Origin of the sequence: Actinopolymorpha sp. B17G11 (assembly GCF_040196095.1) — a bacterium.
Taxonomy (GTDB): Bacteria; Actinomycetota; Actinomycetes; order Propionibacteriales; family Actinopolymorphaceae; genus Thermasporomyces.
The window spans coordinates 1-25,012 of the sequence record NZ_JBEFTW010000046.1; the positions used below are offsets into that span (position 1 = coordinate 1).

Below are 25,012 nucleotides of genomic sequence, written 5' to 3' on the forward strand. Positions count from 1 at the left end.
ATCGCACCCACGAACCAAGAACGTCCCGATCACCGTCATGCAACACCAACGCCGCAGCAGGAGGATGAGCCATACCAGCATCCTCCCAGGAACAACCGTCCAATCATTAACGCCACGCCGTACTAGGCGCACACGGATCGCCCCACCCCATTTCGCCACCTCACGAATCCGTTCACATCCGCGACAAGGAATCAGCCATGCCCAGATACATCCTCACTGGCACGCCGGGCGCAGGAAAAACCGCGCTACTGCGCGGGCTGGAGGTCAACGGACAGGCCGTAGTCGAAGAAGCGGCAACGGACGTCATGGCCCTACGGCAGTCACTCGGCGACGACGAGCCATCGAAGGACCCAAGCTTCATCGATGCGATCGTTGGCCTGCAACGCCAAAGGGAAAGCCGTGCGCGAGCCGCGGAAGCGGACGTCATCTACTTTGACCGCTCACCCATCTGCACGCTGGCGCTGAGCCGTTACCTACGGTTCCCGACGTCGCCCCTTCTGGCTGCTGAGATCGACCGGATTGTTCAACACGCCGTCTATTCAGCAACCGTCTTCTTCGTCCGGAACCAGGGCAGCATCCAGGCGACAGCAGCCAGACGGATCACCTTCGAGGACTCCTTGACCTTCGAGCAGCTGCATGAGGACACCTATCGCCAGTGGGGGTTCGAACTCGTCGAGGTACCTGCCGGCCCGTTGGTCCAGCGCATCGCACTCGTTCAGCAAACCGTGGAGCAACTCCAACGCAATAGCTCCAGCGCACAAGCAGGACTCCGTGAGGCCAGTGGAGAAGGCAGCTGACCCGGCATGCGCGTCATGGCCGTGGCACCGCTGTCAGCGTCGGCTCGTGACCCGCCAGCGTGCTCCGATGCTGTGGTCACGCCGCTCTTGGCGGGCAGGATGCGGCCGGAACCGAGCGAGGTGCAGCTGGTGGGGTGCCGCCGCGGCGCTGGCCGCGCATCGCAGAAGGTGCTCAGGTCCTGCGACTACGAAGGCGGGCACACCGTCACCGTCTATCAGGGCCGCTGCCAGGTCGACGTCTACGTCGTACGTACCGGTCGCTTGGTGGCCTCGTTGACCATCAACGGTGGTCCTGATGCGGGCTCCTGCTCGGACTGGATTCTCGTCGACTCCGACGAGCCCACGGGCAGGAGTTACGAGACTGGTCTCGACCAGGAGGACTAGGTGCAGGTCGGCTTGGTGTTCGATGTCTGGGTGGGTCATGGACCTTTGGAGCTTCTGCGTGCTGCCGTGGAGCGTGCCCGAGCGCTGACCTGTGCTCGGCCGGCCACGGGACGGACCCACGACGACGCGGACGAGATCCTGGGCACCTTTGCTACGGACAGTGCGCTCGGTTTCGACCCCTTTCCCCTCCTGCGAGCACTGAACCGGGCCGGGGCACGGACCGTGATGATCGGACAGGTCGCGGGGATTCTGCACGGGTCGGTCGAGCTGACCGGAGATCTCGACCTGTTGTGGGACGGGGATCCGTCGCAGGCTGAAGCTCTGTCGGCTGCCTTTGACGCCGCGGGCTGCCACCTGCTTGACGATGACGGAGTGCCTATCGCGCTCGGGCCGGAAGCCTTCCTCCAACCCAAGGTCCAGTTCGAGTCGCCGCAGGCGAGCGGTGACTGCTGCACTCCGGCTCTGCCCTGGGGTGCGCTGCCGGTCAGGGACTTCCTCGGCCGTGCGTTGACCGCGTCCGGCCCGGACGGCCTCGAGGTCTGCTACCTGCGCCGGGAGGATCTCGTTCTCATGCGCCGGGCCGTCGGACGTCCGAAGGACATGCGCCGGGCGGACGAACTCGAGCGCCTGCGAGACAGGTAGGGCTCGAAGCATGAGTACGCGTGGAACGCCGTCACCGGTCGCGGCCGTTCGCGGAAGACCCGCTGGCGCGTACGTCACGCCTGGGGGATCGTGACTGAGCGGCCGTGCCTCCCGGCCGGTACACCTGCAGTGAACGGAGCATCGAACACATGTTGAATCCCGAGGTCGCACCAGGGCCGTTCACCGACCTTGATCGGTTTGTGTTCGAGTCGTGGGGATACCTGGTGATCCCCGACGTACTGTCCGCCGACGAGGCCGCAGAGTGCTACGACGCCTCACAGCGGCTTCACGCCGCACGGGACCGGGAGTTCGGGCAGATCGGGCGCGGATACGAGACCGAGTCGTGTCTGGAGCGGCTGATCGACCATCCGGCGGTCCTGCCGAAGGTCCGCGGGCTGTTCGGCGACCGGTTCATCCTGCAGGCCAGCTGGAACACGATGCAGCCGGCACACGGTGGAGTGGGTGGCTGGCACCAGGACGGGTCGAGTGCGTACAACTTCAATCAGGTCGGATACCCGGTACCGCTGATCCAGTTGCGGGCATCGTTCCTGCTGACCGACCAGACCGAGCCGGGCACCGGCAACATGGAGCTGATCCCGGGCAGCCACCGCAGCCAGGTGCCGTTGCCGCCCGACATCCGGACGAACCGGGGTGACGTCCCGATCGGCCACGTGATCTGCGCGCCGATCGGTTCGGTGCTGTTGTTCCACAACGGGGTGTGGCACCGCACCTACCGCCACGACGGTGAGCGCGACCGCTACACGGCGCACTACGTCTACAGCCCGCCGTGGGTCCGGCCCGCCGACCGGTTCACCAACTCCGAGGCGTTCCTGGAACGTACGACCCCGATGTGCCGCGCCCTGATGGGCGAGTTCGATCGACCGGATGCCCCCTACGGCGCCAGCTACGAACCACTCCCGTTCGAATAGTTCGTACGAGGCGGCCGACGCCGCCCGCCGTCGCCGAGGCGAAATACCTCGGCACCTGACTCATCGCAGCGCCTCCGCTGCCAGGTGAGCCGATGTTGTCCAGCCGGCGGGATCCTCCATTCCGGGACGAACGAATCCCAGGGTGCCCGACAGCACGAGTGCGCCCAGCCAGGCTTCCTCGGTTTCGGAGAGTCGGCGTCGGGACTGGTAGCCAGCAATGAATGCCTGGTGGGTCTCCGGCGACACCGGGCCCCAGTTCCTGAACCGGGTGCCGAGCATGACGGCGCCATGAGCGAGGTCGACGACGGGATGGTCGAGCGTGACCTCCTCGAAGTCGAGCACCGCCCTGATCGTCGATCCCGCGCACAGGATGTTGGCGGACCGGATGTCGTTGTGAACGAGGTGAACGGGGAGATCGTGGTCGGGTGGCGCGGTGTCGAGCCAGTCGCGAAGCGCGTCCGTGGCCGGGACGGCTCGACCGCAACTCTCGATCGTACGACTCATCAGTACCCGAAGGGGCTGCCGTTCACGCCGGGCGCTCACCGCGACGACAGGTGTGACATCGGGATAGTGGGCGAGCGCCAGGTGGAGATCTGCCAGGACGCCGCCGGCTGCATACACCTGGTCCTGGTCGGTCACGTCGAGATGGGCACCGTCCACCACTTCCTGGAGTCCGAGCGATACACCGTCGATCTTGACCTGGTGGCTTCCGTCCAGCGCCGGAACGGGCCCGGACACCGGGAGACCTCGGCGTGCCAGCCAGTCGGTGAGCCGAGCCAGTTCGGCCAGTCGAGGAAAGAGGCTCGCCACGACCGACCACTTCGCGACCAGCCGGTGCGCGTCCGTCGTCAGCCACGCCAACGCGTTGCCCGCGCTGATCACGAGACGCTCGCAGGAGTTCACCTGGAAACCCCAGTGTTTCGCCAGTACGACGCCAAGCCACTGGCAGGCCTCTTCCGCATCGGTGAACCCGAAGCGCTGGCGAAGGGCATCGTGAGGATCGCTGGCTTCCCACAGCATCGCCAGCTCTGGCGGTTTCGTCGCGGACATGCCCAAGAGTCCACCACAGGTCGGTGGCGATCCGCAGTGGAGGTCGCGTGCCGCGCGGGCCGCGCTGCCGAGTTCTGCTGTCCGCCAACGGTCAGAGCGTTGCGTGGATGGGCACAGCCATGGCGGGACTCTCAGGGAGTCATTCGTTCGGCCGGTTGTCGGCTCGAGGGTCGGTGTGGGGCTTGTCGTGGCTCTCTTCTGGGCTCTTGGCTGGGTGCTTGCCTCCGCTCGCCTGCTCCCAGGCTGACAGTAACGCCGAGTAGGCGATCGGCACGAGAAACATCCACCAGCCGACGTCAGTCATCACGAACACCGCGATGCAGACGCACCACACGAGCGGCGTCAGCCCGGCGGCGAACGTGCGCATTGCTGCGGCTTTGCGAGAACGAACGGCCAGCCTGGCATCCGCCGGGCTCGGCTGGCCGGATGCGACGCCGCGACCGGTGCCCGGGGCCGGCGAGCGGCCGAGAAGGGGATGCGGCTCGGGGAGATCGACGAACACCTTCCTGATCTCACCCCTGGTGCGTGCCGAGATGATCTGTGAGGAGCGCTCGCTGTGCTCGTCGATGTCGAGGCGCCCGGCTGCCAGATGCTCGGCGAGCATGCGCAGCGCGTCGTCACGCTCGGCATCGCCGACACGCAACTCGTCCATCGACACCAATTGAGTGTGCCAGATGGTACGCCGAATCGTGGACCTGTTGACCAGGACGCTTCTCGGTGCGCGGTCACGCCAGGTCCGGAAAGGCACCGGGGTGGTTCACCGCGGTGCCTCCCCGATGCCCCGAGTGCGGTTTCGCGCCCGTACACGAGTACGGCAGTGCACGATTCCACCGGATGTCCCATCCAGTGGGGCGTGTGGCTGGGATGGGGCCAGAGGATCTGGACAGGAGTCGGCCGCCGCTGTCACTCTCCGTCCATGACCGTGCTGTGGGTGTCTGCGGGGATTCTGGTCGTCCTGGCTGTGCTGGGCTATCTCAACATGCGCCAGCGCAGGAAGCGCGAAATGCTGACCTGGGACTCCGGCAGCGAGCGGCTGCAGTCCAGGGGAGATTCGGAGTCGCGGTATCCCCGGCCGCAGTACGGGTCATTCCCTTACTCCGGCGGTGGCGGCGGAGGCGACGGCGGTGGCGGAGGTGGGGGAGGTGGCGGAGGCGACGGCTGAGCGCCGAAGCCCCGGCCTGGCTATCCCGCGTCGCGCCGTGGGTCTTCACGGGCAAGTGTTCTGACCCACTCGGCGAGAGATGCTGCCGATCCTGTCAGTAGCGGTCCGGCATAGCCTCCCGACCTTCATCGCCTCGCTGCCTGCTCATCACGACGGTCGCGACGATGGCGATGATGCCCGCCACCATGAGAATCGCGCCCATCGCGTAGTCCTCGATGTAGGGCAGGTCGACGTGAACCGCCCAGGCAAGGACGGCGCCGACGGCGAAGAGCAGGATTCCAGTTCCCACGCCAGCTTCCGGACGTTCCGCTTTGAGAATCACCGACACGACGACAGAGGCGATTCCAGCGAGTACGAGGACGAGCCCGAGCGCGTCATCGCTGACGTACGGAAGGTCGATGTTGACCGCCCATGTCAAAGCGGCGCCGACAGCGATCAAGAAGATGCCTGTCCCGATTCCCATGGATCTCCTCCTGGTTGAATGGGTGAACCGATGCGAACTCCCCGTCACGCTGTAATTGCCGGAGTCGCCTTCCTACCGACCTTTTCGATGCCTGCCGCGTCCCGCGCGCACGACGGCGGGCTGTGCTTCCTCGGCCTGCATCTCCAGCCTGGCACGTCGTACGAACTCATCCTCGGTACAGGCTTCCACCTCCGTGATGTGGCCGCCGAGTTGGTGCCGTGCCAAGTGCGTCGTGACCGTTTCGGCCGCTGCCATGACAGCACCCGGGAGACTGTTCGCATCCATGTGGACACTGACGGAGAGGTCCCCGGGCGGAGTGGTGTTCCCCACTGTCGCTCCGTATCCGATCTCCTTCTGCAACTGCTGGCAGATCTCGGGTGGAACGATCGGGTGACCGGTTTGAATGCTCAGGTCAATCCACCATGTGGTCACTGGTTTCCCTCCCCTGGAAAACAGCAAAAAGGGGCCCCACCTTCGGGACCCCGTTCGCGCGTGACGCACCATTGCGCCCGGTCGCTCACCGCGACGCTCCGCTTTGTGGTTTCGCGGTCGCACGGCGTACATCGCTTGTTGTGCTGGTGCTCTGTGCAGCAGGTAAGCGACCCTAGGTGAAGTAACGCACGACGATAGAGCAGGTTACGCGATCCGGCCGCATTCAACGCGTGATTGACGAAGTCGCGACGAAGGGCGTCCAGTGCCTCCACGCGGTCACGCGACTGCGGCGGGTCGTCGATCCAGCCGTAAGCTCTCGTCGGCGTCCAAGGCGGCCCCTGGCGACAGTCAGTCGTTCCTAGCCGTCGGTCAGAGGGCTGGTGGCAGCCCAATCGTTCCCGTCAAGGTCGGCCACCACTCAACGCCCGCGCGGCAGCGCCTGGCCGAGCTCTGCGAGGAGAAGCTCGAGGGCCTGCCGTTCCCGGTCGGACGTACGACGTCGATCGTGGGTTACGGTCGAGCAATGTGGGCGTACCAGCTTGACGGGCCAGGCAGGATACGTGACGTCGACGTCGACCCGCCGCGACCGGCGGACCTGCGGCCGGGTGACCTCCTGCTCCGCTTCCTCGTCGGCGGCATCTGCGGCAGCGACGTACCCAAGTTCACCGGCGCGGCCCCGGCGGACGGCCACGACCAGCCGGGCCCGGGCTATCCGCTCCACGAGATCGTCGCGGAGGTGGTCGCGAGCGCGAGCGCGCGGTTTCGAGCCGGCGATCGCGTGGTGGGCGTCGCGCGGGGAGTACAGGGCCTGCGGGAGTACTCCGTCACGTCGGACTTCCTGGTGTGCGCCGTACCTGACCAGTTGCCCGGTCAGTTGCCCGACCGGTTGCCTGACCTGCAGGCGATCGCGGCACAGCCCCTCGCCACGGTCCTCAGCGCGGTCGACCGGGCACCCGACGTCGCCGGTCGTACCGTCGCGGTGCTCGGCCTCGGGCCGATCGGCCTGCTGTTCGCCCACGTACTGAAGGCCCGGGGGGCGCGGTCCGTCGTCGGCGTCGACCCGGTTGACCGGACCGAGGTGGCGGCCGACTACGGCCTGGACGAGTCGGTCGCGTCCACCGCGTCGGCATGGGTTGGCGGGCTCGCCGACGACGACCGGGTGGATCTGTGTGTGGAGGCGGTCGGCCACCAGACCGCGACCCTCGCCGACGCCGTGCGCGCGGCGGCACCCGGCGGGCACGTGCTGGCGTTCGGGGTGGTCGACACCGAGGACCACGTGGTGCCGTTCAGGACGTTCTTCCGCAAGAACCTCTCGATGACAGCGGGTACGACGCCGCACGATCATTGGGTGCCCTACCTCGGCCGGGCGCTCGAGCTGCTCGCCGCGCGACCGCTGCCGGCGTACGTGACGCATGCCCTGCCGGTCACCGAGGCGCAGAAGGCGTACGACCTCGCCGCCACGCCGGCTCCCGGGCGGCTCAAGGTCGCCATGACCGCATGAGCCCACCATCCTCGGTGCTCATGGCGGCCAGTCTCACAGACATCTCGGGACCGAAGGGTGGTCAGGCTTCCGGCGGGATGATCCACACGTCGTCGGGGATCCGCTTCTCGAGCGCCTTGACCCGGGTGCCCAGCGCGCGGTCCTTGCCATCCCACACGACCAGCGCGCAGTCGGCCTGGGCGACGAGCCAGTCGTTGCGGCGGGCGATGACGCGGGCCGCCACCTGCGTGGACGTCGGCTTGTCCGGGGAGAAGGTCAGGCTGGCCGACGCCGCGTCCACCAGCTTCCGGAAGCTCGCCCGGCGGGCCTGCGGCCACACCTCGTCGGGGTTGGGAAACGCGAGCACCGGGACGTACGGCACCTTCGCCCGCGCCGCCGCCTGCGCTCCGAGCTGCTCCGCGCCGAGACCGAGACCGGTGAGCACCACGAGGTCGGGATGTACGGCACGGAGCCCCGCGAGGATTTCGGTCAGCTTGCGGCAGACCTGGGCGGCGACGGGATTGTCGTCGTACCCACCGAGTTGTGGCGGCCGAGGCCCGAAGACGACCACCCGGTAGCCGGCCGGTGCGGCGAGACCGCTGACCGCCTTACCGGACGCGGCGGTGCTGCGCTTGCGTTCGGGCTTGTCGGGCGGTCCCAGCTCCGCCGGCGGGCGTGAACCCGACCGTCCCGTCTGGGTACGTGCCGCCTCGGCGGCGAGCCGGTCGACGAGGTCGTTCATCGCATCGCCGCTGTGGCCTCGTACCCACTGGAATGTGAGTTTCCCGTTGCGGGCATGGAACAGCTCGACCAGTGGCCGCCACAGGTCCTGGTTCGCGACCGGCTGGCGGGCGGCGTTCGTCCAGCCCTTGCGTTCCCAGGAGGCGTACCAGCGCTTGTTGAAGCAGTTCACGACGTACAGCGAGTCACTGACAACGGTCAGCGGGCCGTCCAGCGCGCGTACCGCCGACAACGCGGCCATGAGTTCCATCCGCTGGTTGGTGGTCTTCGGGTCGGCACCGCTCGCATGTGCGCCGCCGGGCACGGCCCATGCCCAACCACCCGGGCCGTCCGGGTTCTGGAGACAGGCGCCATCTGTGTAGACGGTCGTGGGCATCCACCCAGCATCTCGTACCGCCGCCGACACAGATCAGCGGGTACGCGTGTCGGTGGGATGAGCCACCGGGTCGCCGAGGGGTTGGGTGGGCCGGCGCAGTGGGTGCCGTGTTGGGGGTCAGAACGTGGGTTTCGCCAACAGGATAAGGGATTTCGACTTCCACGCGTGCGGATCCGCTGGTTGCCGCAATGATCATTCTGGGCTATAGTCGAACGCATGAGCGACACGGGGGTGCGCGTCTCACCACTGCCGGAGGGGTTCACCGAGATGGTGCCCGGTCCCGGCTTGGCGGCTGCGTCGGCGCGGGTTGATCGTGATGCGTGTAACGGCTACGAGCTGGAGGAGCTGATCCGCGCGCGGCGGAAGCTGATCTCCTCCCTGGAGGCGGCCTGTCTGGCCGACGCGGCCGCACTCGCCTATTGTCCGGCCGGTCTGGTCGATGGTCCGGCGGACCGATCAGCGGTGCCGGAGCCCCATGGTTCGGCCTTGTTGGAGCAGTTGTTGGGGTGGTCGGCCTATCACGCCGACTGGTACCCCGACCTCGCCCTGCTCCTGAGAACCATGCCCCGGACCCGTGCGGCTCTGGCTGCCGGTCAGCTCGAGCTCGCCGACGCTCGCGCGATCGCCGAACGGATCCGCGTTCTGGAAACCGCGCAGGAGCGGCGTGCGGTGGAGGACGCCCTGTTCCCGGACGTGTTGGGGCTGCGGGCGGGATTGTTGCGAATCCGGGTCGAAGCCGAAGTGCTCAAGATCAACCCGGAAGCAGCCGTACTCAGGCACAAGCGGGCTCGGGCCAACCGTGGTGTCGACGTGTATCCATCGATCGACGGGGTGGCCGACCTGCGGCTGCACGGGATACCTGCGGACCAGGCGGTCGAGGCGCACACCTACCTGGACGCCATGGCACGATCGATGAAGTCTGCCGGCGACGAACGCACCCTGCCCCAGCTTCGCGCCGACATCGCCGCCAGCCTGCTGTCCGGCCGCGCCGACATCACCACCTGCGGCAGTGGCGACGCCAGCCGGGCGGCCGCTGACGGTTCGAGTCCCGCCGGGCGCGACGCCACCGACACCGATCCGGGCTGCTCGCACACCGGCTGCGACCACGAGCATCACGACCGGTACTGCCCTTGCCCCGACTGCAAACCCGCCACGTACCGTCCCGATCCAGCCGGTTCGAGCGGCCCAGCCGGTTCGAGCGGCGCAGCCGGTTCGAGCGGCCCGCCCGGCCGCGACGACCAGGAAGATGGCGGCGATGCCTGTTCCGGGCGTGACGAGGGCGTCTCCGACGGCCAGCCGGATGGGCAGGAACACGCGGACCGGCAGTCTGCGGGGTTCCAGCGGCCGCTGGTGCGGACCAGGGCGAAGATTCAACTCGCCATCCCGCTCCTCGCCCTGCTCAACCTGTCCAGGCAGCCCGCCGTGCTCGGCGGCTACGGGCCGATCCTGCTCGAAACCGCCCGCCGGATCATGGCCAACCACCTGGACAACCCTGATGCCCTGTTCACCGTGGGCGTGACGCATCCGGTCACCGGGCGATTACTGTCCCTGCACCCCATCCCACGCAGGTTCCTCCGCGGACTCGCCGCAGAGTTGGTCGAAGCGCTCAATCAACGCTGCGTCTGGTCAACGTGTCGCCGTCCGGCGAACACGTGCCAGCTCGATCACACCACCGACCATGCCGACGGCGGCGAGACCTCCGTCGACAACAGCGGCCCGCTCTGCCCGCGCCACCACACCCTCAAGAGCGAAGCCGAGTGGAAGCTCCAGCAGCCGACACCGGGGCATTTCACCTTCACCGACCCACACGGACGCACCTACCGGACCGAACCACCACGCCTCACCGACCCCGACCCCCTCGCCGACGGCGACCCGCCACCGTTCTGACGAGCCGACCCAGCTGAGAGTCGGCTCGGACGATCGACGGACGCCGGTGCGAGCTCCGCGAGCGCACCGGGCCAGGTCGGCGCGGTCTCCGGGCACCTGCCGCGACGTACGCCGAGTGCGGCGGTCCGCGGGTTACTCCTCAGGGCCGGCCAGCAGGAACCTGGCAAGTACGAACACCAGCCAGAGCACCAGCGCGACCGCGGGCGTGGCCTGCACGGGCCCCGGCCAGCCGCGCGCTCCCATCCTCCGGATGAGGACGATGACACCCCAGCTCAGCACGAGGACGACGACCGCGGCCGGGACGATGATCAGAAGGGAGATCGCGAAATACCAGCCACCGGCGCGGACCGGGTCGGTTCCAGGGACCGAGAAGAATCCCCACGCCACCAGGCCCAGGACTCCGGCAAGGACAACGCCGACCAGGCCCGCCGCCCACAGGTAGCCGCGTCCACCCGGAGCGGGATCGGGCAGGGGATTCAGGACTGTCGCATCGGATGTGGACGTCGACGTGGTTTCTCCGGCCATCGCGACCTCCTCGTCGGGCGGGTCTCGACCGACAGGTGTACCTGGTGCGCGGACGATAACCCCGGAACGGCCTGGCCGCCATAAGGCTGACCGCTGTTGGCATCCGAAGTGCAAGCGGGGGCCATGGTGCGTCCCGTGGCGGGTTGTCTCTTGTGCATGTGGAGGTCGAGTACCAATGCCAATGCCGCGTCGCAGTCGCCGCCCACCCAGAAGGCGTCGCGGTTCCTCCTGCAGATGGCGGGCAAGAGCGACGCCGGCAAGAGCACCATCGCTGGACCGCTGGCCCGCACATCCGGCGCGGTCACGCTCGACATCGACGTACTCAAGTCGACGGCGTTGGATATCGGGCTCGCATGGCACGACGCCGGAAGGATCGGGTACGAAGGCACCTGGTCACTCGCGGAATCCCTGCTCTGTCAGGGGATCAGCGTCATCATCGACAGCCCGTGCCGGTTCGAACGCATCGTGACCGAGGGCATGGCAATCTCACGCGCGTTCTCGGTGAACCCGCGGCGGGCGAAGGGTAGCCTCGCAGGCATGGCCACGGCGCTTGTCAGCGGCGATGGCCAGGTGTTGCCGCTCGCTGGCTGGGCGACCGCCGGGTCGGATACGTTGAAAAATCGAATGAGGTAAGGGGAACCGGCTGCCGCTGTCGTCTCGCGCGTCGGCTCGGTGTGCCTGCAGCCAGGCGGGTACGGTGAGAGGAGCAGGCTCGTGAAGATCACCGACGTGTCGGCATATCCGATCGCGGGAGAGCGCCGGTCGTCCCTGATCGTCGTCGTCGACACCGACGAGGGGATCTACGGCGTCGGTGAGGCTGGCGTGTCGGGCCACGAGGCGGCAGAGGCCGCGGCCTGCGTAGCCTTCCGGGACCTGATCGTCGGACAGGATCCGTTCCGGATCGAGCACCTGTGGCAGGTCATGTCGCGCGGACGGTTCTTTCCAGCCCGCGGCGCCATCGCGGCAGCGCTCTCCGCGGTCGACATCGCGTTGTGGGACATCAAAGGCAAGGCGCTCGACCAACCGGTCTACAACCTCCTCGGGGGTCGGGTCCGCGACTCCGTACCCTGCTACACCCACCTGCGGGCCACTCGTGGCGGTGACAGCGGGCTCGGCGATGCGAGTGACTGGTTGGCCCCGGCGCGCGCGGCTGTCGATGCCGGCTGGAAACACCTGCGCTACAGCCCCAATGACGAGAACGGAATACTCGAACCACGGCGTTCCGCGCGTCAGGCGGTGGAATTCACCCGTGCCCTGCGGGAGGAGTTCGGGCCGGACATCGAACTGTTGATCGACATCCATACCAGGTTGGGACTTCCCGAGGCACAGTACTTCTGCGACGCCGTCACCGAACTGCACCCGTTCTTCGTCGAGGACCCGTTGAGGTCGGAGTACGTCGAGGGTTACCGGCAGTTGAGGCGTTCGATCAGGGTGCCCCTCGCCGCCGGCGAACAGCTGGATTCGAAGGTCGCGTTCCGGCCGCTGATCGAAGAGGACCTGATTGACTACGCACGGATCGATCTGTGCATCGTCGGTGGCCTCACCGAGGCGGTGAAAGTCGCCGCGAGCTGTGAGACGCACGGAATTCGTACTGCGGTCCACAATCCGTTGGGCGTGGTGAGCACCGCCGCGTGCCTGCACTTCAACCTCGCGATGACGCCGTTCGGTATCCAGGAGCAGGCGTACCCACCGGGCATCGACACCGAGATCTTCCCCGTCCAGGCGTTCGAGCTCAGGCGTGGTTCACTGTTTCCTCATGACGCACCGGGTCTTGGCGTGGAGTTCGACCGGGAGGCGGCGCGGGCGCGGGAGTTCCGCGGCAGCGCCAAACTGCCGTTGCTGCGGCGGGCCGACGGTTCGTTCACGAACTGGTAGGCCGCCTGGCCGCGGAGCGTCACGTGCGTCGCATCACTTGGAGGAACGTTGACAGATCCGGTACGCATCGGCGTGGTCGGCGCGGGAACCCTTGCCCAGCGAGGGATTCTGCCCCACCTCAGCCAGGACGACGTGCAGGGCCGCGTACGTGTTCAGGCCGTCTGTGACCCGGCCGAAGGCCGGGCAGCCGAGGTGGCCGCCCGGTTCGGGATTCCCCAGGCGTTCACCGACTATTCCGATCTCCTCGAACGCGGCGAGGTCGACGCGCTGACCATTGCCTCACCTATCGGGCTGCACTACGAGCAGTGTCGGGAGGCGCTCGACGCGGGCAAGCACCTCCACGTCAACAAGTCCTTGACGACGACCGTGGCCGAGGCGACCGACCTCATCGACCGCGCCCACGCCGGCGGGCTGAGAATCGTCGCTTCGCCCGGAGAGATCCTCCGGCCCCAGCATGCTCACGTGCGGGAACTGATCGCCGGCGGCGCGATCGGGACTCTGTGCTGGGCGACGTGCGGTGCCGCTTTCGGCACCTACCATGAACAGGAGCCTGAGCGCACCAAACCCAGTGGTGCCTCGACGATCGATCCGTCGTGGTACTTCCGCCGGCCAGGAGGTGGCCCGCTCTATGACATGACGGTGTACTCCCTGCACGCGCTGACGTCCGTCCTCGGGCCGGCGCGTCGGATCACCGCGATGTCGGCCACCCGGATTCCGGAGCGGATGTTCCAGGGCAGGGCGGTCCAGTGCGACGCCCACGACAACACCGTGATGCTGCTCGACTTCGGCGACGGACTGTTCGCGATGGCCTACGGCACGGCGGCCGGTTCGATCAACAAGGGCTTCTACGGCAGCTTTTTCGGCACCGAGGGCTCGATCATCGGTATGGAGCGCAACGGCGAGGCGCTGGAGTTCCCCGGCAAGGAGATCGTCGACCAGGCCTCGGCGGAATGGATCGGTCGGCAGTGGGTGCTTCCGCACGTGGTGGGCCCGCATCGCGAACTCGACGAGGCACATGTCTTCGAGGACATCATGCAGCTCGTCGACTGGGTACGCGACGACCGGCCGTCCCCGGTCTCGGCCGAGCATGCCCGGCACGTCATCGACATCATCTCCTCGGCATACCGCTCCGCCGAGACGGGTCAGGCCTGCGACCTCACGACGACGTTCTGAGGCTCGTAGGACGGAACGCTGGTCACACGATCGGAGGCCGGCCGAGCCTGGTCATGTGCCACACCGTGCGCCAGCGGATCGGCCGGCGCCGGCCACAGCGCGACGTCCACCCCTCGACGAACCCACCCCACCAGGCACGCAGGCCGGCGAGCGGCGGGCGGCGGATGACCGTGATCACGATCCACATGCTGAGGTAGATCGGCACCAGGATCGCCGGCAGGTGGCGGCGGGCGAGCCAGACCCGGTTGCGGGCGTTGAACCGGTAGTAGATCGCGTGCCGGCTCGGGTGCGTACGCGGATGTCGGAGCTCGATGTCAGGTCGGTACTCGATCCGCCACCCAGCATCGAGTGCGCGCCAGGCGAGGTCGGTCTCCTCGTGGGCGTAGAAGTACTCGGTCGGCCAGTCACCGATCTGGTCGAGCACCGCCATGCGTACGGCGGCGCCTCCGCCGAGGAACGTCGTGACCTGGGAGGCCCGGAACGGATCGTTGGCTCGCAGGCGGGGAATGTGGCGCCGCTGCGTGACGCCTTGTTCGTCAGCGATGCGGAAGCTGACGATGCCGAGGCTCGGATCGGTGGCGAACGCGGTACGCACCCGAGAGGCCGAGGTCGGATCGGGCAGCAGCCCGTCGTCGTCGAGGTACATCACGACGTCGACACCGCCACGGGACCGCAGCGCCGACAGCGCGGCGTTGCGCCCACCCGACACGCCCAGGTTTCGCGGTAGGTCGATGCCCTCGACGCCGGGGGGAAGGGCGGGGAGGACAGTGCCATTGCCGATGACGACGATCCGCATCGGTGGTCCGGCCTGAGCTGCGACAGAACGCAACAGGGCAGCGAGTTCGGCGGGCCGGTCGCCGAGCGTGAGAATGACCACGCCGAGCCGGACTGCCGTGGCGGCGTCCGCCGTCCGCGCGGTCTGAAGCTGGCCGGATGTCCTCACGATCCCCCCGCCGGCGCAAGCCGACAACAATGACATGCGGGTGAAATACCCAGCAACGGATCGTAACGAACCCATAGGAGAACTCGCTGGGCCATTCCGGCATGAGAGCTGAATCGTTAGCTTCTCCGTCGCGCGGACACGAGTGCCTGCGGGGGTGCGCGATCTGGCCCGTTTTCGATGGGGTACGAGTACGGGCTGTCAACGACGGATTGACAACGTCGTGAACGAAAGAAGGGGCTGCGCGGAGGTGCGCAGCGATGGGTAGCTCCACACCCCCGCGTAGAGGCTGTTTCCCCGTCGCAGGTCCCGCCAATCTTCCCGATTTCTCGTGCGTACTGGTCCAGGCCGGACCGCGTTGGTGATCTCGCGAACCGATCTACGCCGATGCTGATTTGTGCAGGGCGCCGGCGTGATCGGCCAGGCCCTGGGCGCATGCCCTGACAAAGCCGCCGAGGATCCGGCGATAGAACCAGCCGGTTCCCGGCACCTTGGCATCGAAAGTCGAATGCCAACGAATGGTCGTACCGTCGTCGCTCTGTTCGAGATCGACATCCGCGCGGTAGTCGCGGACCGGTATCCCGCTCAGCAGGGTGTAGGAGAGCCGGCGATCCGGCCGTAGTTCCACGACTCGTTCCCGCGAAACTGCCCACCTGCTGCGGAAGACCCGGATGGCGCCCACCTCCTCGCCGCCGCCGTCGCCGGGCTGTTCCAGTCCGAACGTCACCATGGGCGACCAGTGTGGCCAACTCGCACCGTCGGTGAGGAGTGCGTAGACCACGGCGGGCGGGGCGGTGGAGTGCGCGCGAACGTCGATCTCATGACGACCCATGTACCAAATGGTACATGTACCGTCTGGCTCAGCTGCCGCTCTTGCGGCGGAACGAGCGGCGCCCGGTCGTCGGACCGAAACCGTCGTGCACCTTCGAGCCGCCCTTGCCACTGCCGTCGGCGGAGCGGTGTTCGCCCTGCTGCTTCTGCTTGCGCTGCAGGCTCTCGCGGAACTTGCGGCGTACGTCGTCGCTCGGGTCCGCGGACCCCGCGTCCGCGGACCCCGCGTCGCCCGCGCCAGCAGCCGAAGCCTCCGCCGCGGAGTCGGGATCGGACTCGGCGACTGGCTCCGGGGTTGCGGAGTCCTTGGGCGCCTGCGCAGCTGCCTTGGAGGCGCTGCCACGCTTCTGATCTTGGCCGGCCATACGTACAGCCTGGCATGCTTCGGCCCGGGATGCGAACCCGATACCCCCGACCGCGTGCCCGCGCCGGGCTGTGCCTACGCCAGGGGGACTGAACCCGCTCGGTCACCTTCGCGGCCGGCTTCTCGGGGCACACTGGAAATCGTTACTTCACCCGCGTTTGGTTTTTTGCCCTGCGGGCAAGCATTCCCCCGTAATCGAAGGGCGGGGGATCTTCGGTGGCGACAGTTCGATCGCCAGCGCACGAGGCGCCAGTAACGCCTTCGGGGCGTTCGTTGGGCGCGATCGTCGTCAGCTGGATCACCTCCACCGACCACAAGGTCATCGGAAAGCTCTATCTCGCGACGTCGTTCTCGTTCTTTCTCGTCGCCGGCCTGATGGCGATGTTGATGCGGGCGGAGCTCGCGGTGCCCGGTATGCAGGTTCTCGGCACGGTCAAGGGCCCGGAGATCTACAACCAGCTCTTCACCATGCACGGCACGATCATGCTGTTGCTGTTCGCCACACCGCTGTTCGTCGGGTTCGCCAACGTCATCATGCCGCTGCAGATCGGCGCACCCGATGTGGCGTTCCCGCGACTGAACATGCTCAGCTACTGGATGTTCCTGTTCGGTGGGCTGATCGTCCTGGCAGGATTCATCACCCCGAACGGCGCAGCGAGTTTCGGGTGGACCGGCTACGCCACCCTCAACAGTGTCGTCCATTCGCCGACCATCGGCGCGGACCTGTGGGTGATGGGTCTCTATCTCGCCGGGCTCGGCACGATCCTTGGTGGCGTCAACTTCATCACGACGATCATGTGCCTGCGTGCGCCCGGCATGACGATGTTCCGAATGCCGATCTTCACCTGGAACACGTTGATCACCAGCGTGATGGTCATCATGGCGTTCCCGATCCTCGCTGGAGCGCTGCTCGAACTCGAGGCTGACCGGCGACTCGGCGCCCACGTCTTCGATGCCGCGACCGGCGGGCCGATCCTGTGGCAGCACCTGTTCTGGTTCTTCGGCCATCCCGAGGTCTACATCATCGCGTTGCCGTTCTTCGGCATCGTGACCGAAGTGATTCCGGTGTTCAGTCGCAAACCCCTCTTCGGGTACTCCGGCATGGTCGCGGCGACGATCGCCATCGCGTTGCTGTCGATGACCGTGTGGGCACATCACATGTTCGCCACGGGCAGCGTCTACCTGCCGTTCTTCTCGCTGTTGAGCTTCCTCATCGCCGTTCCGACCGGAATCAAGTTCTTCAACTGGATCGGCACGATGTGGCGTGGGTCGATGACCTTCGAGACCCCCATGCTCTGGTCGGTCGGCTTCCTGGTGACGTTCCTGTTCGGCGGGATGACCGGAGTGATCCTGGCGTCGCCGCCGATGGACTTCACCGTCACCGACACCTACTTCGTGGTCGGTCACTTCCACTATGTCGTGTTTGGCACTGTCGTGTTCGCTATGTTCGCGGGCTTCTACTTCTGGTGGCCCAAGATGACCGGCCGGATGCTCGACGAAACGCTCGGCAAGGTGCATTTCTGGACATTGTTCGTTGGCTTTCATACGACATTCCTGGTCCAGCACTGGCTGGGCGCGGAGGGAATGCCGAGAAGGTACGTCGACTACCTGCCGGGGGACGGTTTCACGACGCTCAACATCATCTCGTCGGTGGGTGCGTTCCTGCTCGGCATGTCGACTCTGCCCTTCCTGCTCAACGTCGTCCTCTCCCGGCGGAACCCGCTGGTGGGAGTCGACGACCCATGGGGCTGGGGGCGCTCGCTCGAGTGGGCGACGTCATGTCCGCCGCCACGGCACAACTTCACGTCGATGCCGCGCATCCGGTCAGATAGCCCCGCATTCGAAGTTCATCACCCGGAGATTACGCGACTCGAATTGGAGCAATACAACGGTAGGAGCACACCAGAACGAGATGCTGGCAATTCCTGGGGCCTTTCGAAGAGGGAAGAGGAGTAGCAACCGATGGAGCAGAACTACACGCTCGATGTGTCGCCTGACGTCGAATCCGCGCCGCAGGGTGCCGCCGCGGACGGTTCGGCCGCCTGCATCCCGGGCCAGCGCGCCGATGCCGACGGGCAAGCGAACGTCGTGAAGGCCGGACGGGGACGTCCGTCCTTGGGGGGACAGGGCAGGTCGCCGCAGGTAACGTTCCGGGCGCCGCCGTCGTTGCGCGCGCAGGCGGAGGAGCGCGCGGCCAGAGACGGCAAGACCGTGTCGCAGCTGGCGAGGGAAGCCTTCGAGATGTACCTCACCAGCTGACGCTGGTGAGTGCGTACGGACATCGATCCGACGCGGAGCGAACCGAACCCCGCGATCGAACGGCCCGGACCCGCCAGCAACACGCGTAGATTCCCCACGATGCACGGTGAACCCACCGTGCATCGTGGGGATATTCATGTCTGTCCGATCATTCCGCAGCCACCCGGTAGCCCTGGCGTGGGGCCGGGGCCCGGTATCACGGCTCGGCTCGGATGACTCGGATGAGAGGTCAGGACCGGATGCGCGGAGGAAGCGAGATCTGCATCGTCGCCGCGTGTTCGTTGGGCGCGTCCTTGGCGGCCGAGCGCAGCCACATGCGCCGGTAGGGCCCGCTGGCATGGATCAGATCGGTCGGGGCTCCTCGCTGGACCACCCGTCCGCCCGCCAACACGATGATCTCGTCCACCACGCTGAGCCCGGCCAGCCGGTGCGTGACCAGCAGAGTCGTCCGTCCCTGCGTGGCCACCAGCAGATCCCGCATCAGCGCGGACGCCGTGGCGTCGTCGACGTGTGCGGTGGGCTCGTCCAGCAACAGGATGGCCGGATCGGCGAGGAGCGTCCGCGCGAGGGCGAGGCGCTGGCGTTCGCCGCCGGAGAGTCGTACGCCCCGTTCACCCACCGGGGTGTCGAGGCCCAGGGGAAGCCGACCGACCCACCGCCACATCCGGGCCCGCTCCAACGCCTCCGACAGCTGCTCCTCGGTCGCGTCAGGACGGCCGAGCAGCAGGTTGTTGCGGATCGTCGCGTCGAACAGATGCGCATCCTGCGCGCACGCGGCGATCGCGTTTCGACGTGCTCCGTCGTCAAGCGCCGCCAGATCGACGCTTTCGCCACCGGCACCGACGACCTGGATGCTCCCCGTCTCTGGTGGCAGGAACCCCAGGATCGCCGTGACGAGCGTGCTCTTACCGGCGCCGCTCTCGCCGACGATCGCCACCCGTTTGCCTGGTTCGAGCGTCAGGTCGATCTCGTACAGCGTGGGCGCTGCCGCCCCCGGCCACCGCACTGCCAGGTCACGGATCTCGAGCGTCAACGATCCGACGGGCGCCGGCAGGTGGCCGTCATCCGTCGATGGCCTCGGCAGGTCGGCGAGGGCGCGGAGCCGGTCGACCGCCCGTAGTCCGCGGGCGAGCTGGTGGAACGCCATCGGCAACGGAGTTGCCACCTCGAACGCCGCGAGCGCGGTCAGCGCCAGCACGGGAAGGAGGACGCCGGACACCTCGCCGGACCGGACCGCGGGGATGCCCACCACCAGCTCGCCGAGCACCGTCAGGCCGGCGGCTGCCGTCGTCATGGCGGCAGCCGCGCTGGCCGACGCCGCCGTCCGCTTCGCCCGCAGGGTGAGCTCGCTGTCTTCGGCGTCGAGGCGTTCGAGCCAGCGATGAGCGGCACTGTGGGCGGTCAGGTCGGCCAGCCCGCTGAGGAGTTCGACGACCGAACTGGTGAGCGTTCCCCGCGCCGGCGCCACCCGCCGATCAGCGACCTTCGCGGCCCTGAGCGCCACCAGTGGCGTGACGACACCGGCGAAGAGGAGGCCGGCAGCAAGGACCGCACCGCCGGCGGGAAGGAAGTAACCGAGCCCGACCGTGGCTGCCGTACCGCTGATCACGGCCACGCCGATCGGCAGCAGGCCGCGAACCAGCAGGTCCTGGACGGCATCGACGTCGTGGACGAGCCGCCCGAGTGCGTCCCCGCTGTGCAGCCGGCCAAGGCCAGCCGGTGCGGCCAGCTCCAGGTCGTCGTACACCCGGACCCGCGTGCGGGCCATCACCCGGAACGCGGCGTCGTGGCTGATCAGACGTTCGACGTAGCGGAGTACGCCACGGCTGAGGCCGAACGCGCGTACGCAGACGATGGCCACCGTGAGGGTCACGATCGGCGGCTGCTGCGCTGCCCGGGACACCAGATAGGCCGACGTCGCCGCGAGCCCGATCGCGCAGCCCAACGCGGCCGAGCCCAGGACCGCCGCACAGCACAGGCGCAGCAGTTCCGGTCGAGCGGCGCGGACCAGCCAGCGGACGGAGCTCGGCCGCCGACCCGTCGCCCGGCGGTCGGAGCTTGCGCGGCGGCCGGCTGACCCGCGGTCGTCGGCGGCGTCAGCATCGAGGTCAGGGGCGTCAAAGTCCGCAACGCCGTCGCCCGCAGCGTCAACGCCCGCAGTGTCGTCCCCCGCAGTGTCGTCGCGCCAGTGGGTCATGCGGGCACTCCCAGCCGATCAAGGCGTACGACGTGATGGCACAACCGCAGCAGGCCGGGCCGGTGGGTGACGAGGATGACCGTACGTCCGGTGAGGACCGCGGGAAGAGCCTGGAGCAACGCGGTCTCGGTCTCGGGATCGACACCTTCGGTCGGCTCGTCGAGCAGCAGCAGGGGTGCGTCGCGCAACAACGCGCGGGCCAGCGCGACCCGGCGGCGCTGACCGGCGGACAGGCCGAGCCCGCGTTCACCGATCTCCAGCGTCATCGAGACGTCGACCGCGGCCGACCTGGCCGCCCGGGCGATGGCGTCGGCGTCGGCGTGCGGGTCGCGGAGGGCGATGTTGTCGGCGACCGTACCGGCGAACAGCACCGGATCCTGCGGGAGCCACCCGATCCGGCTTCGCCAGGCGTCGGCGTCGAGCGTCGCGAGATCGATGTCGTCGACAAGGACCCGGCCATGGTCGGGACGAACGAAGCCGAGCAGCAAAGCGAGCACGGTCGACTTGCCCGCCCCACTTGGCGCCACGAGACCGGTGACCTGGCCTGGCGCCAGCTCCACCGACAGGTCCTCGAGCGGTGGGTGCGCCCGATCGCTGCCGAGGACGGTGACGTCGTCGAGCCGGATCGCTGCGGTACGCGGATCGGGTACCGGCTGGTGGTAGTGGCCGGCGCGCGGTCGATCGGCGGTGAGGCTCGGCCCCGGGACCGGTTGTTCCAGGACGCTGAACATGTCCGCAGCGGCGCTGAGACCTTCGGCGCTGGCGTGATAGTGCGCGGCGCCTTGTCGCAGCGGCCAGTACGCCTCCGGCACCAGCAGCAGGACGAAGAGTGCCGTCCGCAGGTCGAGCTCGCCCCCGGCGACCCGCACGGCGATCGCGACCGCCACGACGACGAACGACAACGCGGCGGTGAGCTCCAGTGCCAGCGACGTCAGGAACGCCACCCTCATGGTCGAGAGGCTCGCCCGGCGCTGCTGGTCGGCGAGACGGGCGATGATCGTCGACTGCGCCCTGGACCTGCCGAAGGCCTTGAGCGTGCCCAACCCGGACAGGATGTCGAGGAAATGGTGCGCAAGTGCCTGCAGGGCGTCCCACTGCCGATTCACCCGGCGGCGGGTGGCGACGCCGACCAGCACCATGAACGCCGGGATCAGCGGCACGGTCACGATCACGACGAGCGCACTCGCCCGATCCGTACCGGCCAGCATGGCGATCACCGCGACGGGTATCAGCCCGGCCAGAACGAGCTGCGGAAGGTAGCGCGAGAAGTACGAGTCCAGCGCGTCGATCCCGCGCGTCGTAAGACTCGCCAGCTCACCGCTCCGCTCGCCTGCCAGCCAGCGCGGCCCGAGGCGTACGACATGGTGTAACAGGTGTTGGCGCAGCTCCTGCTTGACAGCGGTCGAGGTCCGGTGCGCGGCTACCTCAGCCGCCCACGCCAGCAACGCGCGGGCGCAGATCGTGAGAAGGAGAATCACGAGGGGTACGGCGAGTGCCGTGAGGTCCCGCTGCTGTTCGAACGCCAGCACGAGGACGGTCGCGAGCACGTACGCCTGCGCAAGGATGAGGCTCGCCTGGGTGATCCCGATCGCCACCATGGAGGTGAGGTAGCCACGCGTGGCGCGGGCGTAGCGCAGCAGACGTCGATCGAACGCCTGCATCAGCAGGACCGGACGTCAGGGCGCGACAAGGCAGACATGAGGGACATAAGGGTATTCCCGCGGATCGTTGATCACACGGCGGCCATGGTGGAGCCTCCCCGCGAGTCGCGCGGCGGTCAGGCTCATGCGTCGGGCACGCTCATGGTCGCGCGGTGGGGGGCCTGATCACGGACACGATCACGATCATCGGAACGGCGGTCCGTCTCGCGGTGGCTGGCGCTGGGTGGGCACCTCGTCGTCGGTGAGGCGTACACGGGAGGCGGGATGTTCGACCAGGGCGAGCACCCGGCTGGCCATGAATCGCGCGGTGCGGACGGGGGTGCCGCCTCTCGTCACCTCGCTCACCTCGATAATTCCCCGGCCGGTCGTGATCTCGACGCGCCGGCCCATCCGGGTGGCGATCACCTCGTAGGTCCGCGTCTCGCCACCGGCATCGATCACGATCTCGACCCGGTCGCCCTTCATACGTCGATCGTCGTCCATCAACCGGGCCGGCGTCTGGGAATCGTGGACGTTCCGCCGGACTCGGACGACCTGCGACCATCACCTGACTGGCGCCGTGGGCCGTCGGGCGCTGTCGCCGGTCAGAAGCTCGCGAAGAGGTACGGCGTCGCTGGGGGAAACAGCGTGCGCAGGGCCTGGGCCGCTTCGGTGTCGATCTTTCCGTAGCCCTGCAGCGCGACCTCCGCCGGATCGAGTACGCCGTAGACGAGCGCGGCCAGGCCGTGGGACGTCAGCGTCGCGGTGGGTGGCCCCGAGCCCGCGCCGGAACCCGAGCCTGCGCCGCCGGATCGGGTCGGCTCGGAGCTGACCTCCAACTCGCTTGTCGTACCGTCGAGCAGCCACGTCCCCGCGACGAACGGATCGTCGACGACCTCGACCCGCACGCGTGAGGAGCCGACCGAGATCCCGGCGAGCCCTTCGACGGACAGCACCCGGCCCATCGGTGCACTGTGGAGCGGGCTGGCGATCTTGGTCTCGTCGGTGTAGCGGATGTCGGTGTACCACAGGTCCGGCCGGCCGTCCGGCGGCAGTTCGAAGGTGAAAGCGGAGTACTGCTCGGCGTGCAGCCCCAACCACTGCAGCAGCAACACCCGACCGGCCAGACCGCGGCTGAGGAACCGGGAACCCTGCAACTCGTGGCCGAATCCGTTCGTACGGTAGAGGAGCGCGCCGACCACCTCGTCGTCCTGGCGGGCGAGGATCACCCAGTGGCTGTCCGAGTCGCGAAGCTCGGTGACGCTACGGCGAGGGGGCACCGAGAAGCCGTGGCGCTCGCCGAGCAGTTGTTCGATGAAGCGGTGGTAGTCGTCGAACGCGGCACCGATCCGGTGCAGACTCAGCTCGCCCCCCGGCACCTCCGCGTGGCGGATCCGGTGGAGTCCGTCAGGGAAGAGCCGGATGCTGCGCGGCTTGGGGAAGCCGACGTAGCCCGCGCGTTCGTAGAACGACATCCGGTACGGATAGAGGGTGCTGACCACGTGTCCGCTGTCGCGCATCTCGCCGTGCAGCCTGGTGAGCAGGCGGGCGACATGCCCCTGCCGCCGGGCCGCGGGATGCGTCGCCACACCACTCACACCGAGCATGGGGAGCGTCCGGCCGCGGACGTGCTGGCGCATCGGGATCCCCACCGCGGTGGCGGAGGCCTCGGCGCCGGTGAACGACACCAGCGTCACGTTGTCCTCGCGGTAGGCCAGAGACCGCCGCCAGCCGTCGGCCTGGGGCGCGGCGGCCACCGGGGTGGCGCCGAAGGCGTAGTCCTGCAGGGGGTACGCGGTGGCGAGCAGGTCCTCGCCCGTGACCCGCCGGATGGTCGATGAGGTGTCTGTCACGAGCCGGCACGTTACTCCGAGCTGTGGGATCGCTTCGCGCCGGGAAAACCTCCGACGACGCGCGGAGCCTCGTGGGTGTCGGTCGAGAGGGAAAGGTGGCGGCGATACGCGGTCGGGGTGAGCCCGACGAGGGACCGGAACCGGCGGGCGAAGTACGTCGGATCCGGCCAACCCACGAGGGCACCCACCCGGGCCACCGGCAGCGTTGTCCGGGCCAGCATTCCTGCCGCATTCTCCGCCCGCAGCCGCGAGAGGTACGCGATCGGTGACAGCCCGACATGTCGCCGGAAAAGCCTCGTGAGATATGTCGGATCCAGGCTCACCAGCCGGGCCAGATCCGCCACCTGCCAGGGATGCTCGGGCTCGGTGTCGAGGTGCGCGCATGCGGCGGCGACCGCGGGGTGGACCGTACCGGCGGCCCGCGCCGACGGGTCGCCGTCCGCACCGGCGTCCATGCCCGCTACACCGCCCGCGATCCGGCCGAGCACGCCGAGCAACTGTCCGAGCAGCACGATCCGGTGCGCTGGTGGGGACGTGGGAGGCGCGGCCAGCCGCTGCCGCAGGAGGTCGATCTCGGCGATCGTGTCGTCGGCGTCGGTGGCACTGATCCTCCTCCGCAGAACGCCGTGGCTCCCGGTGGCCAGCGGTCCGGTCCACAACAGGTCCCGGACGCCCGGATCGTCACGCAGGAAGCCAAGATCCGTCCGGAGCGCGGACATGGAGACGCAGGTGTTGGCGACGACGAGGTGATCGCAGGCGACGAAGCCGTGCCAGGCGCCCGGGCGCAGGACGAACACGGCTCCCCGGCGTACCTCCTCCTCTCCCTGCGCACACACGTGCCGGCCGGTCCCTCCGCCCACGACGGCGATCTCGCAGAAGTCGTGCCCGTGGATCTCGGTGCCGCCCTCGAGGTCGTAGATGCCGGCGAGCACCGGCAGGGCTGCGGCACGGAACAGGTCGTGCTCGCGGTAGACCGGTGCGGGTCCGCTGGCTGCCGACGCCATCGAGGGAT

At 68.0% G+C, this 25,012-nt stretch carries 25 protein-coding genes; 12 read left to right on the top strand and 13 right to left on the bottom strand.

Translation table 11 applies throughout. The features are described from left to right. Positions 1-197: 197 nt before the first annotated feature. From ABN028_RS31135 to ABN028_RS31150, 4 genes are all read left to right on the top strand, one after another. Complete coding sequence (locus ABN028_RS31135; RefSeq protein WP_349699086.1) at positions 198-797, top strand: ATP/GTP-binding protein; 600 nt, start codon at positions 198-200, stop codon at positions 795-797. A gap of 99 nt (positions 798-896) precedes the next feature. After that, positions 897-1,181, top strand: coding sequence for a hypothetical protein (locus ABN028_RS31140; RefSeq protein WP_349699087.1), 285 nt, complete (start codon positions 897-899; stop codon positions 1,179-1,181). After that, the gene (locus ABN028_RS31145) at positions 1,182-1,823 is read left to right on the top strand and encodes a hypothetical protein (protein WP_349699088.1); all 642 of its coding nucleotides are present in this window, start codon (positions 1,182-1,184) and stop codon (positions 1,821-1,823) included. Between the two features lie 149 nt (positions 1,824-1,972). Next, positions 1,973-2,752, top strand: coding sequence for a phytanoyl-CoA dioxygenase family protein (locus ABN028_RS31150; RefSeq protein ID WP_349699089.1), 780 nt, complete (start codon positions 1,973-1,975; stop codon positions 2,750-2,752). Between the two features lie 60 nt (positions 2,753-2,812). On the opposite strand, the gene ABN028_RS31155 is transcribed toward ABN028_RS31150, so the two are convergent. Together ABN028_RS31155 and ABN028_RS31160 are read right to left on the bottom strand one after the other, a co-directional pair. Continuing rightward, complete coding sequence (locus ABN028_RS31155) at positions 2,813-3,802, bottom strand: phosphotransferase (protein WP_349699090.1); 990 nt, start codon at positions 3,800-3,802, stop codon at positions 2,813-2,815. 139 nt (positions 3,803-3,941) lie between these two features. Beyond that, positions 3,942-4,454: a DUF1707 SHOCT-like domain-containing protein gene (locus tag ABN028_RS31160; RefSeq protein ID WP_349330114.1), complete on the bottom strand. Its 513-nt coding sequence runs from the start codon at positions 4,452-4,454 to the stop codon at positions 3,942-3,944. Positions 4,455-4,718: 264 nt separating this feature from the next. Here ABN028_RS31160 and ABN028_RS31165 point away from each other — a divergent pair, with 264 nt between their 5' ends. After that, positions 4,719-4,964 carry a hypothetical protein gene (locus tag ABN028_RS31165; RefSeq protein WP_349329959.1) on the top strand — a complete coding sequence of 82 codons (246 nt, stop codon included), beginning with the start codon at positions 4,719-4,721 and terminating at the stop codon, positions 4,962-4,964. Between the two features lie 94 nt (positions 4,965-5,058). Here ABN028_RS31165 and ABN028_RS31170 read toward each other — a convergent pair whose 3' ends face one another. Then, positions 5,059-5,427 carry a hypothetical protein gene (locus tag ABN028_RS31170; RefSeq protein WP_349329960.1) on the bottom strand — a complete coding sequence of 123 codons (369 nt, stop codon included), beginning with the start codon at positions 5,425-5,427 and terminating at the stop codon, positions 5,059-5,061. Positions 5,428-6,382: 955 nt separating this feature from the next. Between ABN028_RS31170 and ABN028_RS31175 the strand changes: the two genes are divergently transcribed. Continuing rightward, a complete protein-coding gene (locus ABN028_RS31175) occupies positions 6,383-7,360 on the top strand; it encodes a zinc-dependent alcohol dehydrogenase (RefSeq protein ID WP_349699091.1) in 978 nt (325 codons plus the stop codon). A gap of 61 nt (positions 7,361-7,421) precedes the next feature. Here ABN028_RS31175 and ABN028_RS31180 read toward each other — a convergent pair whose 3' ends face one another. After that, complete coding sequence (locus ABN028_RS31180) at positions 7,422-8,456, bottom strand: ribonuclease H family protein (RefSeq protein WP_349699092.1); 1,035 nt, start codon at positions 8,454-8,456, stop codon at positions 7,422-7,424. A 216-nt stretch (positions 8,457-8,672) separates the two neighbouring features. On the opposite strand from ABN028_RS31180, the gene ABN028_RS31185 reads away from it, so the two are divergent. Then, positions 8,673-10,343: an HNH endonuclease signature motif containing protein gene (locus tag ABN028_RS31185; RefSeq protein WP_349699093.1), complete on the top strand. Its 1,671-nt coding sequence runs from the start codon at positions 8,673-8,675 to the stop codon at positions 10,341-10,343. A gap of 132 nt (positions 10,344-10,475) precedes the next feature. Here ABN028_RS31185 and ABN028_RS31190 read toward each other — a convergent pair whose 3' ends face one another. After that, positions 10,476-10,868, bottom strand: a complete 393-nt coding sequence (locus tag ABN028_RS31190; protein WP_349329964.1) for a hypothetical protein — start codon at positions 10,866-10,868, stop codon at positions 10,476-10,478. A gap of 156 nt (positions 10,869-11,024) precedes the next feature. On the opposite strand from ABN028_RS31190, the gene ABN028_RS31195 reads away from it, so the two are divergent. The 3 genes from ABN028_RS31195 (at position 11,025) to ABN028_RS31205 (ending at position 13,916) form a co-directional block, all read left to right on the top strand. Then, on the top strand, positions 11,025-11,501 hold the full coding sequence (locus ABN028_RS31195) for a P-loop nucleotide/nucleoside kinase family protein (protein ID WP_349329965.1): 477 nt from the start codon (positions 11,025-11,027) through the stop codon (positions 11,499-11,501). An 81-nt stretch (positions 11,502-11,582) separates the two neighbouring features. Continuing rightward, the gene (locus ABN028_RS31200) at positions 11,583-12,743 is read left to right on the top strand and encodes a mandelate racemase/muconate lactonizing enzyme family protein (protein ID WP_349699094.1); all 1,161 of its coding nucleotides are present in this window, start codon (positions 11,583-11,585) and stop codon (positions 12,741-12,743) included. A 48-nt stretch (positions 12,744-12,791) separates the two neighbouring features. Further along, positions 12,792-13,916 carry a Gfo/Idh/MocA family protein gene (locus ABN028_RS31205; protein WP_349699095.1) on the top strand — a complete coding sequence of 375 codons (1,125 nt, stop codon included), beginning with the start codon at positions 12,792-12,794 and terminating at the stop codon, positions 13,914-13,916. Between the two features lie 22 nt (positions 13,917-13,938). On the opposite strand, the gene ABN028_RS31210 is transcribed toward ABN028_RS31205, so the two are convergent. The 3 genes from ABN028_RS31210 to ABN028_RS31220 form a co-directional block, all read right to left on the bottom strand. Next, entirely contained in the window at positions 13,939-14,859 is a 921-nt protein-coding gene (locus tag ABN028_RS31210; RefSeq protein WP_349699096.1) for a glycosyltransferase family 2 protein, read from the bottom strand. 376 nt (positions 14,860-15,235) lie between these two features. Beyond that, positions 15,236-15,688 (bottom strand): SRPBCC family protein, encoded by a 453-nt coding sequence (locus ABN028_RS31215; RefSeq protein WP_349699097.1) that lies wholly within the window; start codon positions 15,686-15,688, stop codon positions 15,236-15,238. Between the two features lie 28 nt (positions 15,689-15,716). Beyond that, on the bottom strand, positions 15,717-16,052 hold the full coding sequence (locus ABN028_RS31220) for a DUF5302 domain-containing protein (protein ID WP_349699098.1): 336 nt from the start codon (positions 16,050-16,052) through the stop codon (positions 15,717-15,719). 215 nt (positions 16,053-16,267) lie between these two features. On the opposite strand from ABN028_RS31220, the gene ctaD reads away from it, so the two are divergent. Then, positions 16,268-18,007, top strand: coding sequence for an aa3-type cytochrome oxidase subunit I (gene ctaD, locus ABN028_RS31225; RefSeq protein ID WP_349329971.1), 1,740 nt, complete (start codon positions 16,268-16,270; stop codon positions 18,005-18,007). 6 nt (positions 18,008-18,013) lie between these two features. Further along, positions 18,014-18,310, top strand: coding sequence for a hypothetical protein (locus ABN028_RS31230; RefSeq protein ID WP_349329972.1), 297 nt, complete (start codon positions 18,014-18,016; stop codon positions 18,308-18,310). A gap of 229 nt (positions 18,311-18,539) precedes the next feature. Here ABN028_RS31230 and cydC read toward each other — a convergent pair whose 3' ends face one another. The 5 genes from cydC to ABN028_RS31255 form a co-directional block, all read right to left on the bottom strand. Beyond that, the gene (cydC, locus tag ABN028_RS31235) at positions 18,540-20,507 is read right to left on the bottom strand and encodes a thiol reductant ABC exporter subunit CydC (protein WP_349699099.1); all 1,968 of its coding nucleotides are present in this window, start codon (positions 20,505-20,507) and stop codon (positions 18,540-18,542) included. After that, positions 20,504-22,168, bottom strand: a complete 1,665-nt coding sequence (gene cydD / locus ABN028_RS31240; RefSeq protein WP_349329974.1) for a thiol reductant ABC exporter subunit CydD — start codon at positions 22,166-22,168, stop codon at positions 20,504-20,506. The genes cydC and cydD overlap by 4 nt, the downstream gene beginning before the upstream one ends. A gap of 183 nt (positions 22,169-22,351) precedes the next feature. Further along, positions 22,352-22,633 (bottom strand): DUF8836 family protein, encoded by a 282-nt coding sequence (locus ABN028_RS31245; RefSeq protein ID WP_349329975.1) that lies wholly within the window; start codon positions 22,631-22,633, stop codon positions 22,352-22,354. A 119-nt stretch (positions 22,634-22,752) separates the two neighbouring features. Beyond that, positions 22,753-24,000: a GNAT family N-acetyltransferase gene (locus ABN028_RS31250; protein WP_349699100.1), complete on the bottom strand. Its 1,248-nt coding sequence runs from the start codon at positions 23,998-24,000 to the stop codon at positions 22,753-22,755. A gap of 11 nt (positions 24,001-24,011) precedes the next feature. Continuing rightward, on the bottom strand, positions 24,012-25,004 hold the full coding sequence (locus ABN028_RS31255) for an AraC family transcriptional regulator (protein WP_349329977.1): 993 nt from the start codon (positions 25,002-25,004) through the stop codon (positions 24,012-24,014). Between the last annotated feature and the right edge of the window lie 8 nt (positions 25,005-25,012).

Excerpts from the sequence above, each read along its gene's own strand:
- ABN028_RS31135 (WP_349699086.1), top strand. The coding sequence starts at position 198 with ATGCCCAGATACATCCTCACTGGCACGCCGGGCGCAGGAAAAACCGCG.
- ABN028_RS31140 (WP_349699087.1), top strand. The coding sequence starts at position 897 with ATGCGGCCGGAACCGAGCGAGGTGCAGCTGGTGGGGTGCCGCCGCGGC.
- ABN028_RS31150 (WP_349699089.1), top strand. The coding sequence starts at position 1,973 with ATGTTGAATCCCGAGGTCGCACCAGGGCCGTTCACCGACCTTGATCGG.
- ABN028_RS31155 (WP_349699090.1), bottom strand. The coding sequence starts at position 3,802 with ATGTCCGCGACGAAACCGCCAGAGCTGGCGATGCTGTGGGAAGCCAGC.
- ABN028_RS31160 (WP_349330114.1), bottom strand. The coding sequence starts at position 4,454 with ATGGACGAGTTGCGTGTCGGCGATGCCGAGCGTGACGACGCGCTGCGC.
- ABN028_RS31165 (WP_349329959.1), top strand. The coding sequence starts at position 4,719 with ATGACCGTGCTGTGGGTGTCTGCGGGGATTCTGGTCGTCCTGGCTGTG.
- ABN028_RS31170 (WP_349329960.1), bottom strand. The coding sequence starts at position 5,427 with ATGGGAATCGGGACAGGCATCTTCTTGATCGCTGTCGGCGCCGCTTTG.
- ABN028_RS31175 (WP_349699091.1), top strand. The coding sequence starts at position 6,383 with ATGTGGGCGTACCAGCTTGACGGGCCAGGCAGGATACGTGACGTCGAC.
- ABN028_RS31180 (WP_349699092.1), bottom strand. The coding sequence starts at position 8,456 with ATGCCCACGACCGTCTACACAGATGGCGCCTGTCTCCAGAACCCGGAC.
- ABN028_RS31185 (WP_349699093.1), top strand. The coding sequence starts at position 8,673 with ATGAGCGACACGGGGGTGCGCGTCTCACCACTGCCGGAGGGGTTCACC.
- ABN028_RS31190 (WP_349329964.1), bottom strand. The coding sequence starts at position 10,868 with ATGGCCGGAGAAACCACGTCGACGTCCACATCCGATGCGACAGTCCTG.
- ABN028_RS31195 (WP_349329965.1), top strand. The coding sequence starts at position 11,025 with ATGTGGAGGTCGAGTACCAATGCCAATGCCGCGTCGCAGTCGCCGCCC.
- ABN028_RS31215 (WP_349699097.1), bottom strand. The coding sequence starts at position 15,688 with ATGGGTCGTCATGAGATCGACGTTCGCGCGCACTCCACCGCCCCGCCC.
- ABN028_RS31220 (WP_349699098.1), bottom strand. The coding sequence starts at position 16,052 with ATGGCCGGCCAAGATCAGAAGCGTGGCAGCGCCTCCAAGGCAGCTGCG.
- ABN028_RS31230 (WP_349329972.1), top strand. The coding sequence starts at position 18,014 with ATGGAGCAGAACTACACGCTCGATGTGTCGCCTGACGTCGAATCCGCG.
- cydC (WP_349699099.1), bottom strand. The coding sequence starts at position 20,507 with ATGACCCACTGGCGCGACGACACTGCGGGGGACGACACTGCGGGCGTT.
- cydD (WP_349329974.1), bottom strand. The coding sequence starts at position 22,168 with ATGCAGGCGTTCGATCGACGTCTGCTGCGCTACGCCCGCGCCACGCGT.
- ABN028_RS31245 (WP_349329975.1), bottom strand. The coding sequence starts at position 22,633 with ATGAAGGGCGACCGGGTCGAGATCGTGATCGATGCCGGTGGCGAGACG.
- ABN028_RS31255 (WP_349329977.1), bottom strand. The coding sequence starts at position 25,004 with ATGGCGTCGGCAGCCAGCGGACCCGCACCGGTCTACCGCGAGCACGAC.